Here is a 16349-nt window from a genome sequence, read left to right as displayed (position 1 = left end):
GCGTCCGTCTTCAATTCTGGTGGGTACATACTTGGGTACATACTTAATAAATAAATTACAACATCAAATACAATAATTTCTTAAAATTTTTATTGATAATTCTCATTTTCTAAGACTATTTTGTTAATACTGTTTTTATTGTGCCCACTCAATATAAATCATGAATTTCAAGGTTAAGTTTAAGTAAATATTTAGCACTTGTAATTTTTAATTATATGTATCAACTTTACATTTTATGACTTCTACTTTCTAAAGCTGTCAATAAGGATTTGAATCTTTAGGATACATCAATTGGTAAAACAATTAGAATAATAAAAAGAATTAACTAATTAAAGAATAAAAAATAAAAAGATGAAAAGAATTACCTTGCATATCTGCCCTCAAGCATAGGAAATCTTTATTTTCAAAAAATAGTCATGCAAACAAACTGGAAAATAGGATCGTTATTTGGAATCCCATTGTTTTTAGACCCCCTATGGTTTGTGATTTTGGGGTTAGCAACTCTAAATTTTGGTATAAATTATCAAGAATTGGGATCTGTTATTGCTTGGGGTGCTGGTGTAGTTATGGCACTGTTACTATTTGGTTCAGTGTTGTTACATGAATTAGGTCACAGCTTAGTTGCAAAATCCCAAGGAATCAAAGTCAATTCAATTACACTATTCTTATTTGGTGGTGTTGCTACAATTGAAGAAGAATCCAAAACTCCTTTCAAAGCCTTTCAAGTTGCAATAGCTGGACCTTTGGTTAGTATTACCTTATTTTTTCTCCTAAGTTTAGCATCTGAAGTATTTTCTGACACTAGTGTTCTCGGTGTTATGTTGGGGGACTTGGGTCGAATCAACTTAGTCTTGGCTTTATTTAACTTAATTCCTGGTTTACCTCTAGATGGCGGACAAGTCTTAAAAGCTGCATTATGGAAAGCTACGGGTGATCGCTTTCAAGCAGTACATTTAGCTGCAAGGACGGGTCAAATTTTAGGTTATTGTGCAATTGCTTTTGGTTTATTAGTAGATTATTTGACTGGCGAACTAGTTACTGGTCTGTGGATAGCACTTTTGGGTTGGTTTTGTATCCGCAATGCTACAAGTTACGATCGGGTGAGTGTTTTACAAGAAACTTTACTCAAAATCACTGCTAGAGAAACCATGACACGGGATTTTAGAGTTGTGGATGCAGATCGAACAATTCGTTCGTTTGCCGATTTATATGTTTTAGAAACAAATCATTCTCAGGTATATTTTGCTGAATCTGATGGGCGTTATCGAGGTATGGTGTCCATCGATGATTTACGTGTTATCGAACGCAGTCAATGGGAAAGTAAAACTTTAAATGACATTGTCCATCCCTTGACGGAAATTCCTAGCGTGACGGAAAATACGAGCATCGCCAATGTTATCAATAAACTAGAGAGCGAAAATTTGTCTAGAATCGTCGTGCTTTCACCTGCTGGTGCAGTTGCAGGAATCATTGATAAAGGTGATATAATAGGTGTCTTAGTGCAAAAATTACAACTGCGAATTACACCGGCAGATATTAAACGAGTCAAGGAAGAAGGTAAATATCCACCTGGTTTCAACTTAGGCGCGATCGCGAAATCAGCAATCGACTAACCAGCAACTAATTGACTGATTCTTGAACTCGTTATTGTTTTATTTGTTCGGGACTTACGCAATTGTCACAATATATGGGTAGGTGGTGCGTGACACTAAAAACCTTATTAATACCTTCAAATTGGCTTGTTCAAATTAACTTGCTCGTGTCACACATCCTACAAGAAAAATATGTCAGTTGCGTAAGTCCTATTGTTTTATGGGTCGTTATTATTAGTTTCAAAAATGCAACTCATAATGACAAATGCTTAAATTAGAATTTAAATCTAAATCCAGATTTTAAACTAGATACTTTTTTCTCGTAACATACCACTGTAGATGCCTGGTTTGGAATCTTCAATTACTATTGCACCTGCTGTTTTTTGATAAAACTCTACAGCGCCAGCGCCACCAATCACAGCATAAGCATAACCTTGTACCCGCATGTCATGTAAACTCGCCAACAAGAGTGCTCTTCCTACTCCACGTCCTCGTGCTGCTTCATCAACTCCCATTGGACCAAAAAAATTCTTGCAGGTGGATTCATAACAAGCAAAACCAATCAATTTTTCTTTTTCAATAGCTATCCAGCAACTAGGTGGCTTATTATGAAAAGAAACATCGCACTCACTTACCCAATGAGAATTGAAATGTTTTTCAACCCAAGCTAGAACTAAGTGTTTCTCGGGTGCGATCGCGCGACGTACAATAATACCCTCTTGTTGTTTTTTATCCATTTCTGCTTCTAAGGAAGGCAGATCGTAAAGTTTCACTAACATGTCCGGCATAAGCTTTTGAAGTATTAATTTAATTAGTTGTTTATTAAATACAGCAAGAAAAGTTCTGTGCTATATACTTGGTCAGGATTTGAGATATCTGGACTTTAGCCTTGCTGTAGATATAAGTTTGACGTTTAGTTCAGATTTGCACTGTATCTCCTAGCTACCGCTAAAGGAGGTTTTGTTATTAAGTTTTACGCCAGAATTTGCAGCATCTGATGAAGACTTCGTATTTGTCCCTTAGCAAAAACAGAATACAGGAGTCAGAATCGAGGCTTGTGCTGTCAAACCATATTGCAAAACAAGATTTTGTATTCCCTAAACCTTCAGTTTTCACTAGAGGAATTGCATAAGTCCTAACATTTTTGAAAATAGCAGATTGATTGCAATTCGTATGAAAAAGAACAATAAAACTTTTATGATGTTCTGGGGTAGAGTATTAAAAATATGTAACTACACGGAAAATTTCAGGTGAATAATTACCGATTAAATCAGCAAATCCAATTTATTGTCGAAATAGATAAACTAAAAAAAGTATTACGCCAAACTAGGCTTACCGACGGTTCTCGAAGAGAAAACAGTGGAGAACATTCTTGGCATTTGGCTATGATGACAATGATTTTGGCAGAATATGCACCCTCTGAAGTCGATTTGTTCCATGCAATGAAAATGGTGCTAATTCATGATTTGGTTGAAATAGATGCTGGCGATACCTTTTGCTTTGACGTTCAAAATAATAAGAGTAAAGCCCAAAGAGAGACCGCAGCAGCTAAAAGATTATTTGGAATTTTACCAGAAAATCAGGGAAAAGAATTACATTCACTTTGGGAAGAGTTTGAAGCGAGAAAAACTCCCTCAGCAAAATTCGCTGCAGCTTTAGATCGCATACAACCAATGCTAAATAATAAAGCGACAAAAGGTGGTACTTGGCAACTTTATAATATTACACACGAGCAGGTAATGAAAAGAATGGCTCCTGTAGAAGAAGGTGCACCTCAGTTGTGGGGTCTCGTTCAAGAAACTATCGAGGAATGTATTGCTGCGGGTTATTTGCAGCCTCCTAAATCCATGACTACTTAATTCTGCTGTATTTCTTGATCGCTTACTAAATTTTCAGATATATAACCTTAATTAAATATATTCCCTTAAATACATTGGTTCTAAAACAGTTTCACGAACTTCACCATTAATTTTTTCCAGTCTATAGGCTTTGGCTTGGGGACGGGAACTTACGACTTTGTGTAATGTATCGTCAATGAAGTGCAAAGCAACTCCATCATCTGCAGCATACCCATCGCTAACTAATCCTTGCGATCGCAAATTATGATATGCAGGTCTTCTTTCTGGTTCGCTGTCATAGTGGGGACAATTACTACCTTTAATTAAGCCCAAACATGGTAATACGGTGATCGAACCAGGTATTGAATCTGTTAATCCTTCCTCAAACCAACAAATAGAACCTGCACTCAACCCTGTCAGAATTATTCCTTTCTCCCAAGCTTCTAGTAAAATCTGATCGAGTTCCCATTCTTTCCACAAAACCATTAGATTTTTGGTGTTTCCACCTCCGACATAAATAATATTTTGTTCCAGTAAGAAAGACCTTAGGTCAGCTGTGTGTGGTTGAAAAAGTGATAGATGTGATGGCTGACATTGCTGACGTGAAAATGCTGAATAGAATTTGACGATATATTTATCGGAATCGCCACTTGCTGTGGGAAGAAAACAAATTTTAGAAGTTTTCTGGTTCGATAGTTCTAAAATATATTTATCTAGTCGGGGATTTCCTGGTTCCATTGAAAATCCCCCACCACCGATCGCTACAATTTGTCGAGAAAGATTATTTGTTGTCATTTATAAGTTTCACCCATACACTTTTGAGGACATTAATTCTTAGGATATTAATTCTCAAGATATTTAAGTTCTTTAAATCTAATTTTATAGTTCAAAAACGGTTTGTTGATGCCAAAAACAAATTATTTAATCTAATAATCCAATAACAAAACATTCTATATTTATACGTAAATCTGGAAAATTTGCATGGGAGGTATACTTATACGAGCGATACTTTTACTTTATGTTCTGCATGTATGTTATATGTGTATGAGCTGCATTTCACAAGTATGTCTGCTCATATGAAGAGTTGAAAAAAAGCAGGAAATACATTTTTGGCGATCGCACATATTTTTTAATTTATTGACTTGGTTCACAGCTAAAAAGAAAAATTGAACTTGTAATAAACTTTTGCAATAGCAACTATGGACAGAATATAAGTTTAATCTTTTTAAGCTTGAAAGCAGTAGAATAAAAACTCCCTTGCTGCAAAGTATATAATTTAACTTATTATTTTTTTGTATTACAGAGAGTAAAGCATAATATTTAGTGAAAATCGTGTTACATCTACAAAGAAAACCGAACCTACAAAATAAGCCGAAAGCTCTGTAGAGCTTTGCTAAGTAAATATTTTTAATCTATGGTGATATAATTTTTGGGGATCGTATTTTTACTTAAAGGAAAATTAGTAATAATACCGATGGTAAAAATACTGTCGCTATTATATAAGTAAAGAATACTTAAATCTGCAAGAAAAGTGGTTCGACAATCGAATTACTATCATCAGTTTTGCTCTATAAACATGTGCTAATACCAGGCAAGTTAAGGTGATTGCAACCTTTATTTTTTCGTGCATTGCATTATTTATAAAGGTGTGAATTGTATTTGCCAACGTTTGATACTTAATGGTTCAGCACCTGTAAAACAAAATATAAAACTCTCACGTTTTAGTTAAAAACTGAATATTTTTTAGTGCAGAATAACTTGGTGTGATTAGTAATCCAAGTTAGGTATCTTTATGGCTTTTGACTTTGAATTTATAAAATCAATTGAATAATTGGAGGATGAAATGGAAAACGAAATGCGTCTTTTGTACTTGGGTTGGAGTGAAGAAAGAAAAGACACCAAAACTCAAGTAGGTAAAGTGTTTGAGTCTACCTATACCTATGGACCTTGGTTGCTAGGAATGATTTGGTCACAACCAGAAAAGGGTATGATTCCTCTCTATGAATGTTGGAGTGACGAAAGAAAAGATAGTAAGCTTTCTACAGAACCAAGTCGTTGTGAAGCTATTTATAATCAAGAACCTCGCCTCCAAGGGTATGTGTATAGAGACAAAACAGATTCTAATATGATTCCTTTGTATCAGTGTTGGAGCGATAGTAGAAAGGATACTAGGACTTACACAGATCCAAGCGCTCATGAGGCTATATACAATCATGGACCAGAAATTCTTGGGTATATCAGACCTGTAGAAACACTCAAAATGATTGATTTTGACAATGATTCAAAGTTAATTGCTCTAGAAAATCAGTCTCTCAAAGCGATCGCGCAGATGGTTGAACAGAGCCAAGCGACTAAATCTAAATTGATTTATCGACAAAGATTGAATAATATTTCTAGCAGTTCACCAATTCATCTTTATATTGGTAGGTAAGTAGATATAGCGGTTTTCGGTTGAGTGTAGTACACCTCGTAGAGACGTAAAATTTTACGTCTCTACATTTGGGAATTAGAAAATGTATTTGATTCAAATGAAAACCGCTATATCACATTTTTTAATGTTTAATATCTTTGAGAACGGATAATGGTTTATAGATAATGGGTTAATTATTTATCATTTCTATATGGTAGTAAAACCTTAAAATCTAGTTTCCGTTATCCTTCTCTATTCAGAGTAAAGTAATTACAATTAATCCAACATTAGTAAATGAGTTAATGAAGAGATTAATTACCTATTACTTATTACCATTACCAATTACCATATGACGCTTACGCGTCACGCCTTGCTAAAATCGCGTCAGCGATGCGGGCGTATACTAATTACCAATTACCAATTACCAATTACCTAATTTAGAAATATTGTGCCACTCTAATTCAGAAAGTGGATTTATTTCAAATTTTATTCCAAAACAGTCAATAGCCGAATCAACTAAAGTATCAACTATTTTTTCAATATTGATTTCTTTAAAGTTAAATTCTTGAGAGTTAAATTCTTGAGAGTTAAACTTTTCAAGCTCTAGATTTTCTAGGCGGTTATTTGCAGCTTCTAAGACGTCAGTTTCTAAAGTATCTGGAAGCTTCACTGAAGTAAATGAGTCTGCATCAAAAACTTGAGTGAATAATTCTGGCTCTGGTTTTAAACGGATAGAACCATGTTGCAAAATAAAATTACCTTTTCGTAACTGAGCACTACCAATAAATTTTGTGCGATCGGGTAAAACTAAATCTGCACTTGTTGCTGTTCCAAAACAGTTGGGATTATGGATGTAACCTCTTCCAGCAGTACCATAATTTAGATCTAAACCTAATTTTTGCCAACCTTGAATCAAAAATGTACAGATTTTTTTGTATGCTTCAATGCGATTACCTGGAACATTTGATGTAACCACAGCATAAGTTAAATCGCCTTGGTGTAACACCGCTCTTCCACCGGTAGGACGTCTTACCAAATCTAATTTTTGACCTTTCCAAGTCAGATTTTCCCAATGCAGGGGATATTTTTTTTGATGGTAACCCAAGGAAATAGTTGGTGATGACCAAATATAAAACCTCAGAGTTGGTGGATGATTTCTCAATAAATGCTGTTCTAACAACCAGCGATCTATAGTCATCTGGACTTTTCCAGAAGCTTTTAATAGAGGAATTAGTCGCCAAGTTTGGTTATTGTTCAAGGTTTCGATTCAAGGTTTGGGCTAAAGGTTGGAGTTGAAAATTTGGGTTGAAAATTTGGGTTGAAAATTTGGGTTTAAAGCTTAGATTACAGCCTTGAGTGATGTGAGGAGAAGTTAAGGAAACTAAATCTTGGATCGAATAAATGTTGTTAATCAACCCCCGCATAGAGGACGGGAGATTGTAACAAATTTTAGGTGATACCAAGTTTAAGACATACCAAATTCAGCTTCTAATGGTTCATCGCTATCATCCGCAATACTTGCAACAATAGTAACAAGGCGAGAAACTTCTCCAGGAGATAACTCAGCTAAAGTACGTGTGGAAATTACCACAACTTGATTTTCAATAATCCCAAAACGCGCTTCAAAAGTACTGGTACAGTTCATCTCTAATAACTGTCGCATCATTTTTGGTTCATCTTTTGCAGGTAACTTGAGCACTGAAGACCAAACTGTAATTGTATCTTCATCAGTGGTTCCTGTTAATTGGACAAATACTTCAACTGTGCCATACTTAAACTTCCACAAGTAAGTGCCTTCTTGTGGATGACTGACCATTGCACTGTTGTCTTCATCTAGAGTAGAAATAACATTTTCAATTACTTCTACGTGATTTATACTGCTAGTATTAAAAAATACTTCATTAATACTGTCATCATTTATTGCTGATTCAGCACCCATGTTTTCAAGATCTATTTGGTTAGCCATACAGATTTATCCTCAAAATTATGATAATTCCACACCTACTTTATAGCTTGAGAATCAAGAACGTGGAGTAGGTTTGATAGTTTATAAGATTCATACAAGATTAAATAATAATTGTTCAAGAGCAAGGCAAAATAGAAGCAGGTATATTATTGTCTTCACATGAGCTACTGTCTCAACCCAAATTGTCCCCAACCGCAAAACACTTCTAATGAGAAGTTTTGTTTGCATTGTGGTTCCAAATTGCTGCTCAAAGAACGTTATCGCGCAATTCAACCGATCGGACAGGGTGGTTTTGGCAGAACTTTTTTAGCTAGAGATGAAGATAAACCTTCAAAACCCTATTGTGTAATTAAGCAGTTATATCCTCAAGCCCAGGGGACGAGTACTTTACAAAAAGCTGCAGAATTATTTACCCAAGAGGCGATGCGCCTTGATGAATTGGGAAAACATCCGCAAATTCCCGAATTATTAGCATATTTTACCCAAGGCGATCGCCAGTACTTGGTTCAAGAATTTATCAATGGGTACAATTTAACCCAAGAACTAGCACAAAATGGCGCTTTTCAAGAGCAACAAATACTAGAACTCTTACAGGATTTATTACCAGTACTAGAATATTGTCATCTCAGACAAGTAATTCACCGCGATATTAAGCCTGAAAATATTATTCATAGAATCGATACTGTAAGTTCTCCTCAATCATTCCAGGAAGGGGGAAATTTATTTCTGGTAGATTTTGGTGCAGCAAAAGTTGCAACTTACACAGCTTTGAATCGTACTGGAACAAGTATTGGTAGTCCTGAATATGTCGCTCCGGAACAAATGCGAGGGAAAGCGATTTTTGCAAGCGATATTTATAGTTTGGGTGTTACTTGTATTCATCTGTTAACAGGACATTCTCCTTTTGATATATACGATGTGAATCATGGAGTTTGGATTTGGCAAAAATACATCAAAAACCCTGTTAGTAAAAAGCTAGTCCAGATTTTGGATAAAATGCTTGCTCATATTCCTGCTCATCGCTATCAAACTGTAGAAGAAGTTCAAGCTGATTTAAGTTTAATATCTGAACCGATATCTAAACCAATATCTAAATCAAGATCTAAACCAAGATCTAAAGCTGTTTCAAAATCTGTCAAAAAGAAAAAATCGATTAATCCATCATCACCTGTACCCCCACCTGCAGTTCAAATATCTTCTAATCAAAAATCTCAGAGTCAAATAGATCGGGAATTAGAAGAAATGAAAACTATATTTCTGGGTGGTAAACCAAAAAATAATTCTTCCAATAAATCTAATTCAAAATCTAATTCACAATCTAACTCTTCATCTCGCAGCAAAGATAAAATTGATACAGAGTTAGATGAATTGAAAGCTAAATACCTTGGAAATAACGATTTCTAATAGCCTGCAGCCAAGCTGTTTACCGTAAAGTCTGGCTCATACAATGCCATACTACGGGTAATTTGGCAGACATCATATCATATGCTTCACTAGCACAAACTTAATTGGTTACTCGATAGTTTTTTGGTGTTTTGTATTAATAATTTTTAAGCCAAAAGGAGTAACCTAAAAAAGTGATATTTCATAATTTTATAATATAAGTAAATCATCTTTTAAGTAACTTATTTTATTGGCAATACATAGCATTATTTAATATCCCTAATAAATCGTTATTTTTAGTTTGATTTCTTAAAAATTTATCATTTGGAGAGAATAATGATGGTTAACACTAGTAATGCTAAAGTTAGCCCTTTTAAACTGCGCCGAATGCTAGCCGATCCGAGATCAGATAATTCTGAACTACAGCGATTACTTGTAGTTGATAAAGAATCTCGTGACTCTTTCGAACCAATAATTTGTGCAAATCCGGAAACCGTCGATACTACTAAGATGGTTAACAGGGGGATGTTTGGTGAAATTAGTCGTCTAGCTAGAGAACGGCGGCAACTTCAATATAGACTAAAAGTTAATAACCCTTTCTTTAGTGGTCAAAAGATTGTTTCTGAGGGTGATTCTTGGTTTCAGTTTCCTTTTTTATTGGTAGATGTCATAGACCAATTATTTAATCCGTTTGATTATTTTGATGGTTACGCAGTTTTCAGTTTAGGTGCAGCTGGCGATTTACTGGAAAATATCATCAATGAAGATGAAATAACCCAGGCTATTGAGACTGAAAAACCCGAGATATTTCTCATCAGTGGAGGTGGGAATGATCTTGTTGCTGATGGTAATCTTGCCAATTTTCTAAGTGAATTTGAGCCTGATCGACAGGCTGCAGATTATCTTAATGAAGAGTTCGATCGCTTTTTGGAAAAGATAATTCAGCTCTACCGTGGCTTATTCTTACGTCTCTTATCCCGCTTTCCTAGTTTGAAGATTATTTGTCACGGATACGATTATGGAATCCCTAATAATGGGGTTTCTCTTGGTCAACCAATGATAAGCAAAGGTATAGTAGACCAAGAACTACAAAAGGAGATTCTTCAAAAGATAATTGATCGCTGGAATGAAGCACAAATACGTTTGCTTGAAAATGTAGAATTTGGTGGACGAGTTTTTCACGTTGATTGCCGAAATGCTGTGGGAGATGACAATTGGTTTGATGAACTCCATCCCAACAACGCAGGATTTAAAGCTGTTGCTGAACTGTTTGATCGGAAAATAAAAGAGATTACTGTTAATGATAGAGGGCTAAAAAACTGATAATTTATCGGAATGTAAGCATATTCATTCTTTTGATGCACTCTCTGTTTAAATCTTTGATATGAAGGTTTATAGCCTAATACAGTTCAGATAATTGAATTTCTTAATTTCTTAATTTCTTGTTAGAGACGTGTTCGTGCAGCACCCCGCAGGGTAATTTCACGTCTCTACAGAGCGTATTACACTACACTCTACCGAGAACCGCTAGATTCTTAACACCAAAAATTAAGAATTAAGCATTGCGATCGCAATGTACGGGGTGGCGATCGCCCTACAAGTTGCGTTAGTGCTTCGGATCTATTTTCACTTCTGCACTTTTGAGTTTTTTCCCTTCACTTAATTGATTAATAATTTCTGCAACATCTAAACCGGTAGCTTGTCTCAATTGCTCGATAAAAGCCGCCATCTTGGTTGCATTACTACCACTATTACCATCAATCATGGTGACATTTTCCACTGCGACTTCAGGAATACTCGATGACATCGCTTTAAGCAACACATCTAATTTTTGCAGTAAGAAAATTTCTTTGGCGCTATCGCCAGCAGCAACCCAAGACTCAGCTAAGCTCTTAATACCATCAGCTTGTGCTTTCCCATCTTCAACAATGCTAGCTGCATCACCTTTCGCTTTAGCGATCGCTCGTTCGCATTCAGCTTCAGCGGGTGCGAGTACATCTGCAATTAATTGCTGTTCGACCTGTTTAATGCGCTCGGTTTGTACCGCAACTTCTGCTTGTGTCTTCGCAATTTGCGTTCCTACAGTAGCTTCTGCTTCCGCTACTAATGCTACTCGTTTGGAAAGTGCATTTCTTACCCGTCTTTCCGCATCAGCTTTTGTAACTTCCAATTCTTTTTCTATTTTTCGTAGAGCTACTAACTTTTCGTTTTCCGAACTCCGAATTTCGGATTTTGCTTTGGCTTTTGCTTCTCCTATCCGTGCATTACGTAGCAATTCAGCTTGTTGTTTGCGTCCCAGAGAATCAAGGTAATGGACATCATCGGAAATATTTTGGATTTGCAAACTATCCAAAGCTAAGCCCAGTTTTTCTAGATCGTCTTCAGCTTCTTCTAATAAGCTTTTAGCAAAAGCAATTTTATCTTCGTTGACCTGTTCTGGTGTCAAACTTGCTAAAACACCCCGGAGATTACCTTCTAAGGTTTCCTTTGCTAGTTGTTCTATTTGTTTGCGACTTTTACCTAACAGGCGTTCAATTGCATTGTGAATAACTGGTTCTTCTCCAGCAATTTTAATGTTTGCAACCCCTTCAACTGTGAGGGGAATACCGCCTTTTGAGTAAGCATTTGCGACCTTAAGGTCAATAATCATGTTACTCAAATCCATGCGGAAAGTCCGCTCTAACAATGGGGTTTGAATACTACTACCACCCTTAACTAGGCGATATCCTACTTGACCGCCAGTAGAAGTTCTATGTTTTCCGCCAGCAAAAATTAATACTTCATTCGGCTGACATATGTGATAAAAGTAACGGATTATCCAGTAAGTAGCTGCTGAACCTGCGCCGAAAATACCCAGGAGTAAACTGATTATTTCTATCATATTTATTACTTGTGATTAAAGATCAAATTTCGAGATTAAGAAATCAGAATTTAACAACCCGTAATTCTAAAATTTGGAATGGTGCGTTACGCTAACGCTAATAGCACCCTACACTTAATCGGTATTCCTCAAATTTTTGAATTTTGAACTTTTGGTAATTAAATTGGAATTTAGAATTAAATTGGAATAACTAACTTTCAACAGCTTTATTGCTAGTTAAAGTTCCAATGACATCGATACCAATAGTCTGATGAATGCTCTCTAAGTACTGGTTTAATATTGCTGGGTAAACTTTTACCAGACTTGCTAGAGATTTACCATCGCCGTTATCTACAACATTGATTTTATCTAGTTGAAGTCTTCCGGGAATTTCTACGGCTTCAGAAAGTATTTGTTCAATTTTTTGAATTAAAAATAACTGTGATGCATCAGTACCAGTTTCTTGCCATACTAGAGACAGCATTTCATTAACTAGAGCGGCAGCTTTAGCATTTTCTGCAATTACAGCCGCTTCACCACGGGCTTGTAGTTCTTGTGCTTGTTGTTGTGCTTTTGCTGGAAGTACTTCATCAGCTTCCAAGCGCAAACGTTCTAATTCTGCCCTAAGTTGTTGTAATTTTTGCTCAAATAATGCGCGTTTTTCCTTAGCTGTGGCGATACTAACTTCTTCTTCAGAACGTGCTCTTTGTTCTAACTTAGCTTTAAATTCCCGTAGTTCGTTTTCTTTTTCCTGAACTATAATCTGATTTTGAGTTTTAGCAACTTCTGCTTCTTGTTGACATTGGGCTTCTACTTGTTCTGCTTCGCGAATGGCGTCTGATTCCGCAATCTCTGCATCTCTAACAATTGCTGCAATGCGGCTACGACTAATAGAACTGAGATAACCTACGTTATCGGAAACACTCTGGATTTTCAAAGTATCAATTTGTAGACCCAATTTCATCAAATCGCGACTAACGTCCGAAGTAATACGTTCGACAAATTGTAAGCGGTCTTCATTAACTTGTTCCGGAGTAAGAGCTGCAACAACCCCCCGTAGGTTACCTTCTAGGGTTTCCCTTGCTACCCGGAGAATTTTTTTGCGATCGCTCTCTAAAAATCTTTCAATTGCATTACCGACAATTGTTGGGTCGCTCGATAATTTAACGTTAGCAATAGCTTGAATATTTAATGGCGTCCCACCTTTAGAATAAGCATTTTTTACCTCTACAGGAACAGGCATAGTAGTTACGTCCATGCGTTTAACTGTTTCCACAATGGGAATACGAATCGCCCGACCGCCAGCTAAAACTCGATATCCTAATTCCTGTCCGTCTTTAGTTTTCCACTTCCGACCAGAAATAACTAGTACTTCATTGGGCTTACAAATACACAAACAAGATTTGATAAACCATACAAATAAAACGACGCCAAAGATACCTAAAGCAATGGGTAAGCTAGTGATGAGTGCTCCATCAATCTGGCTTTTTTGGATATTTAAAGGACGTCTAGAATCGACTTGTGCAACAGTTACTGTTTGAGGGTTTTGTTGTAAAAAATATTTCATTGACATAGGTTTTTTATAAGTAATGAGTAAGAAGTAAGGAGTAAGAAGTAAGAAGTAAAGAGTAAAAAGTAATTAGTGATTGATAATATCCCAATCGCCAATCCCCAGTCCCTAGTCGTCAGTCCCAAACCCCTAACGATTCAAATAATTTTCACCTACAACCCACACTTGATTTTCCTTTGTTTCCACAATTAAGACTTTATCTCCAGCTTTAAAACCTATAGGGTCATCCGTACCAGCAGTAAAATCAAGCATGGATCCTTTGATTTTTATGCGTACTTTGCCTTTACATGTTCTATCAAAAGGAATCTCTACTGTAGCCAAAAGACCAATCAAACTTTTAGTAGATACTAAACTATCGACTTTTTGGCGACGGCGTTGGACAACAATAAAAAAAACAATTACTGCACCACAGCACATACCAATAATGATTGCGATCGCTACAAATATTAATATTTGAAGGTTCATTTTTTATTCCTCAGTATTTGTTTTAACCTATATTGCTTTTTCTGGCTATCAACATCAAAAGCTTACGATGCAATCCCTTTGCTGTGTCATTCTTGATGTGTGCAGTATTACTTTCTCTATCTCCACCGGAGTTGAAAGATTTTTATATTATTAGGCTGACAAAAGTTAAATGGACATAATCAACCTTTGTGACATATATCTTTTGTGACATATATCTAAAGTCATACTAGCCTAATTAATCTAGAGCGAGGGGAGTAAATATGCTCTGACGAAGTTTAAAGTAGTATAATTTTCCCATAGTAGTGACAAAAATTTTGAGCCTTTCAAGCCTTAATTAAAAATTAGATCTTGTATAAGTCTCAAATTTACAATTATCTTCTACTAAATAACCACAATTTAGAGTTTTATCTTTTCGGAAAAATACTAAATTACTTCGATTTAATTAGAAGTAGGCATAAAAATTAAGTCCTCAAAGAAGACTTTCTACGGTTGTATTTTATTCTTTATTTTTTATTAATCTTTTCTTACTTAGTTATCAAGCGGGATTTTCACGATGGAGTAAGAACCAATATAACACTCGCCCTGTTATAACGCTGTATAAAATAGCAGATGCGATCGCTAATTCTATCCAATTCCAGGGGAAGTGGGAAACATTAATCAGAACTGATATTGTGACACTTATAAAGGCAGCAAGTACGCAACTTACGAGGGAAGAAAAAATCCAAATGATGGCAAAATATCGGTGAACTATCCACTTTTTTAGCAAACACCACTGAGTTAATCCAGCTATCCCCCCACCTAGTCCACTTGCAATAGCAGCTAAAATACCCACGGCGATCACATCACCAAAGTACGGAAATAAAATATTACTAGTATTTATGCCAACTACTAAAAAAGTGTAAACTCCCAGAGGTAAAGCTAAAGCATTACTTAAAATCCACATAGTGCTGATTTTAGGTAAATATTGTTTTAAAATTACCCATTGAGCAATACCAATAATTATGCCAACAAAACCATAAATTAGAATTATATATAAAATTTTATTTGATTGAAGCTGGATAAAAGTTTTATTTAATAACCAGTTCATGCCAAAGCCAAAAGGTATACTGGCACAGAATCCAATTAGATTTGTAATGATCCATTGGCGGAATATTTGTGTGGATTGCTTTGATTTTGACATACAAACATTCGAAATATCATTTCATAATTTACTGTTGATAATATCAAATAAACACTCAATATTAGCGAACAGAGAAAAATTATCACAAGTCGAATATTTTGACCTATTCACAAGACAATACTTCACCTGATACCGGTAATGAGGTTAATCTTAATTTTGTCTGATGTTCTCAGAGTTCAAATCTGACTTGAAGTCTGAATTTAAATCTGAATGGAATTTGAATTTGAACTAGAATTTAAATCTATATTTGAACCTGAATCTAAGTCAGAATCTGAAACTGGTTCAGTATTTAGAATTGATGCAGCCTCATGCAATAATTGATGTTGTTCTTTTTGAATATCTGCTAACCGGCTGGAAATTTCCTTCAATCTTTGTTGTTTTTCTAGATAAACAAATTTTTCCCCTACTACTGGTAATATTTGTGAATTATTCGATATATTAATATTTTGCTTGTCAGGTGAATCGGTTAGGTGCCTGTATTTAAATTTTATAAATAATAGTTTGATAAGTTTATTCAAATATAAAAAGCTTAACTTTAAACCGGCCTGAAGTAACTGTAAAGGTAATCGAATAATAGATAAACTTGCCGATTCAATTAATCTAACAATAGCCTTAATGAAGCTGAAAATTAGAGCTATTGCAAATATAATCACGATTACACTAATAATTGGGTGGTTAACACCCCAAACAAAAATTTGTGTCAGCTTAAAAAATGCCGGATGTTTGTCTAAAAAATGACCAAAGGAAGAGTCTATTGCTATTTGAAATGTATTCCCTAAAGAATCTTTAGCTTGCTCAGTAGTAGCAGTAAATTTATTAACAAATTTATCCGTAACTTGATCTGCTGTAATTTGCCAAGATTCACCAATTTGTTGTGCATTTTCACTCCAAGAGTTGAATCCTTGATGCACAATTTGTTTTGCCTTCTCAACCTGCTCGGGTATTTTAACAGGTAAATTTAAATTTAAGTTTTCTGGTAAATTCATGAGGGAGAAAAGCTTAACTACCTACTAATATAAAGACTTTCTTTCCATCCAGGATATTAACTATTGATGAAGGTAACCAGGAAATAAATTAAATAGAAT

At 35.4% G+C, this 16349-nt stretch carries 14 protein-coding genes; 5 read left to right on the top strand and 9 right to left on the bottom strand.

The annotated features are described in order from the left end of the window. The first annotated feature begins 416 nt into the window (after positions 1-416). On the top strand, positions 417-1613 hold the full coding sequence (locus tag QNJ50_RS06285; RefSeq protein ID WP_300633269.1) for a site-2 protease family protein: 1197 nt from the start codon (positions 417-419) through the stop codon (positions 1611-1613). A 284-nt stretch (positions 1614-1897) separates the two neighbouring features. Here the strand turns inward: QNJ50_RS06285 and QNJ50_RS06280 are convergent, their stop codons facing one another. Further along, a complete protein-coding gene (locus tag QNJ50_RS06280; RefSeq protein WP_300633267.1) occupies positions 1898-2380 on the bottom strand; it encodes a GNAT family N-acetyltransferase in 483 nt (160 codons plus the stop codon). Positions 2381-2842: 462 nt separating this feature from the next. On the opposite strand from QNJ50_RS06280, the gene QNJ50_RS06275 reads away from it, so the two are divergent. After that, positions 2843-3451: an HD domain-containing protein gene (locus QNJ50_RS06275; RefSeq protein WP_300633265.1), complete on the top strand. Its 609-nt coding sequence runs from the start codon at positions 2843-2845 to the stop codon at positions 3449-3451. Between the two features lie 51 nt (positions 3452-3502). On the opposite strand, the gene QNJ50_RS06270 is transcribed toward QNJ50_RS06275, so the two are convergent. Beyond that, a complete protein-coding gene (locus QNJ50_RS06270; RefSeq protein WP_300633263.1) occupies positions 3503-4225 on the bottom strand; it encodes a peptidase E in 723 nt (240 codons plus the stop codon). A 1048-nt stretch (positions 4226-5273) separates the two neighbouring features. On the opposite strand from QNJ50_RS06270, the gene QNJ50_RS06265 reads away from it, so the two are divergent. Then, positions 5274-5861: a hypothetical protein gene (locus tag QNJ50_RS06265; protein ID WP_300633261.1), complete on the top strand. Its 588-nt coding sequence runs from the start codon at positions 5274-5276 to the stop codon at positions 5859-5861. A gap of 400 nt (positions 5862-6261) precedes the next feature. On the opposite strand, the gene QNJ50_RS06260 is transcribed toward QNJ50_RS06265, so the two are convergent. Then, positions 6262-7098, bottom strand: a complete 837-nt coding sequence (locus tag QNJ50_RS06260; RefSeq protein WP_300633260.1) for a biotin/lipoate A/B protein ligase family protein — start codon at positions 7096-7098, stop codon at positions 6262-6264. 207 nt (positions 7099-7305) lie between these two features. Beyond that, on the bottom strand, positions 7306-7779 hold the full coding sequence (locus tag QNJ50_RS06255; RefSeq protein ID WP_300633384.1) for a YbjN domain-containing protein: 474 nt from the start codon (positions 7777-7779) through the stop codon (positions 7306-7308). Positions 7780-7965: 186 nt separating this feature from the next. Here QNJ50_RS06255 and QNJ50_RS06250 point away from each other — a divergent pair, with 186 nt between their 5' ends. Both QNJ50_RS06250 and QNJ50_RS06245 read left to right on the top strand, forming a co-directional pair. Beyond that, positions 7966-9210 (top strand): serine/threonine-protein kinase, encoded by a 1245-nt coding sequence (locus tag QNJ50_RS06250; RefSeq protein ID WP_300633259.1) that lies wholly within the window; start codon positions 7966-7968, stop codon positions 9208-9210. Positions 9211-9525: 315 nt separating this feature from the next. Continuing rightward, complete coding sequence (locus tag QNJ50_RS06245; RefSeq protein ID WP_300633257.1) at positions 9526-10512, top strand: SGNH/GDSL hydrolase family protein; 987 nt, start codon at positions 9526-9528, stop codon at positions 10510-10512. 283 nt (positions 10513-10795) lie between these two features. Here the strand turns inward: QNJ50_RS06245 and QNJ50_RS06240 are convergent, their stop codons facing one another. From QNJ50_RS06240 to QNJ50_RS06220, 5 genes are all read right to left on the bottom strand, one after another. Continuing rightward, the gene (locus QNJ50_RS06240; RefSeq protein WP_300633255.1) at positions 10796-12070 is read right to left on the bottom strand and encodes an SPFH domain-containing protein; all 1275 of its coding nucleotides are present in this window, start codon (positions 12068-12070) and stop codon (positions 10796-10798) included. Positions 12071-12260: 190 nt separating this feature from the next. Beyond that, positions 12261-13622: an SPFH domain-containing protein gene (locus QNJ50_RS06235; protein WP_300633253.1), complete on the bottom strand. Its 1362-nt coding sequence runs from the start codon at positions 13620-13622 to the stop codon at positions 12261-12263. Between the two features lie 126 nt (positions 13623-13748). Then, positions 13749-14084 (bottom strand): NfeD family protein, encoded by a 336-nt coding sequence (locus tag QNJ50_RS06230; RefSeq protein ID WP_300633250.1) that lies wholly within the window; start codon positions 14082-14084, stop codon positions 13749-13751. 535 nt (positions 14085-14619) lie between these two features. After that, complete coding sequence (locus tag QNJ50_RS06225; RefSeq protein ID WP_300633248.1) at positions 14620-15264, bottom strand: hypothetical protein; 645 nt, start codon at positions 15262-15264, stop codon at positions 14620-14622. A 200-nt stretch (positions 15265-15464) separates the two neighbouring features. Beyond that, positions 15465-16250, bottom strand: a complete 786-nt coding sequence (locus QNJ50_RS06220) for a hypothetical protein (protein WP_300633246.1) — start codon at positions 16248-16250, stop codon at positions 15465-15467. Positions 16251-16349: the final 99 nt, after the last annotated feature.

This window comes from Mastigocoleus sp. MO_188.B34 (assembly GCF_030065675.1).
Taxonomy (GTDB): domain Bacteria; phylum Cyanobacteriota; class Cyanobacteriia; order Cyanobacteriales; family Nostocaceae; genus Mastigocoleus.
The sequence above is the reverse complement of the archived record's forward strand: the minus strand, read 5'-3'. Positions and strand labels throughout refer to the sequence as shown.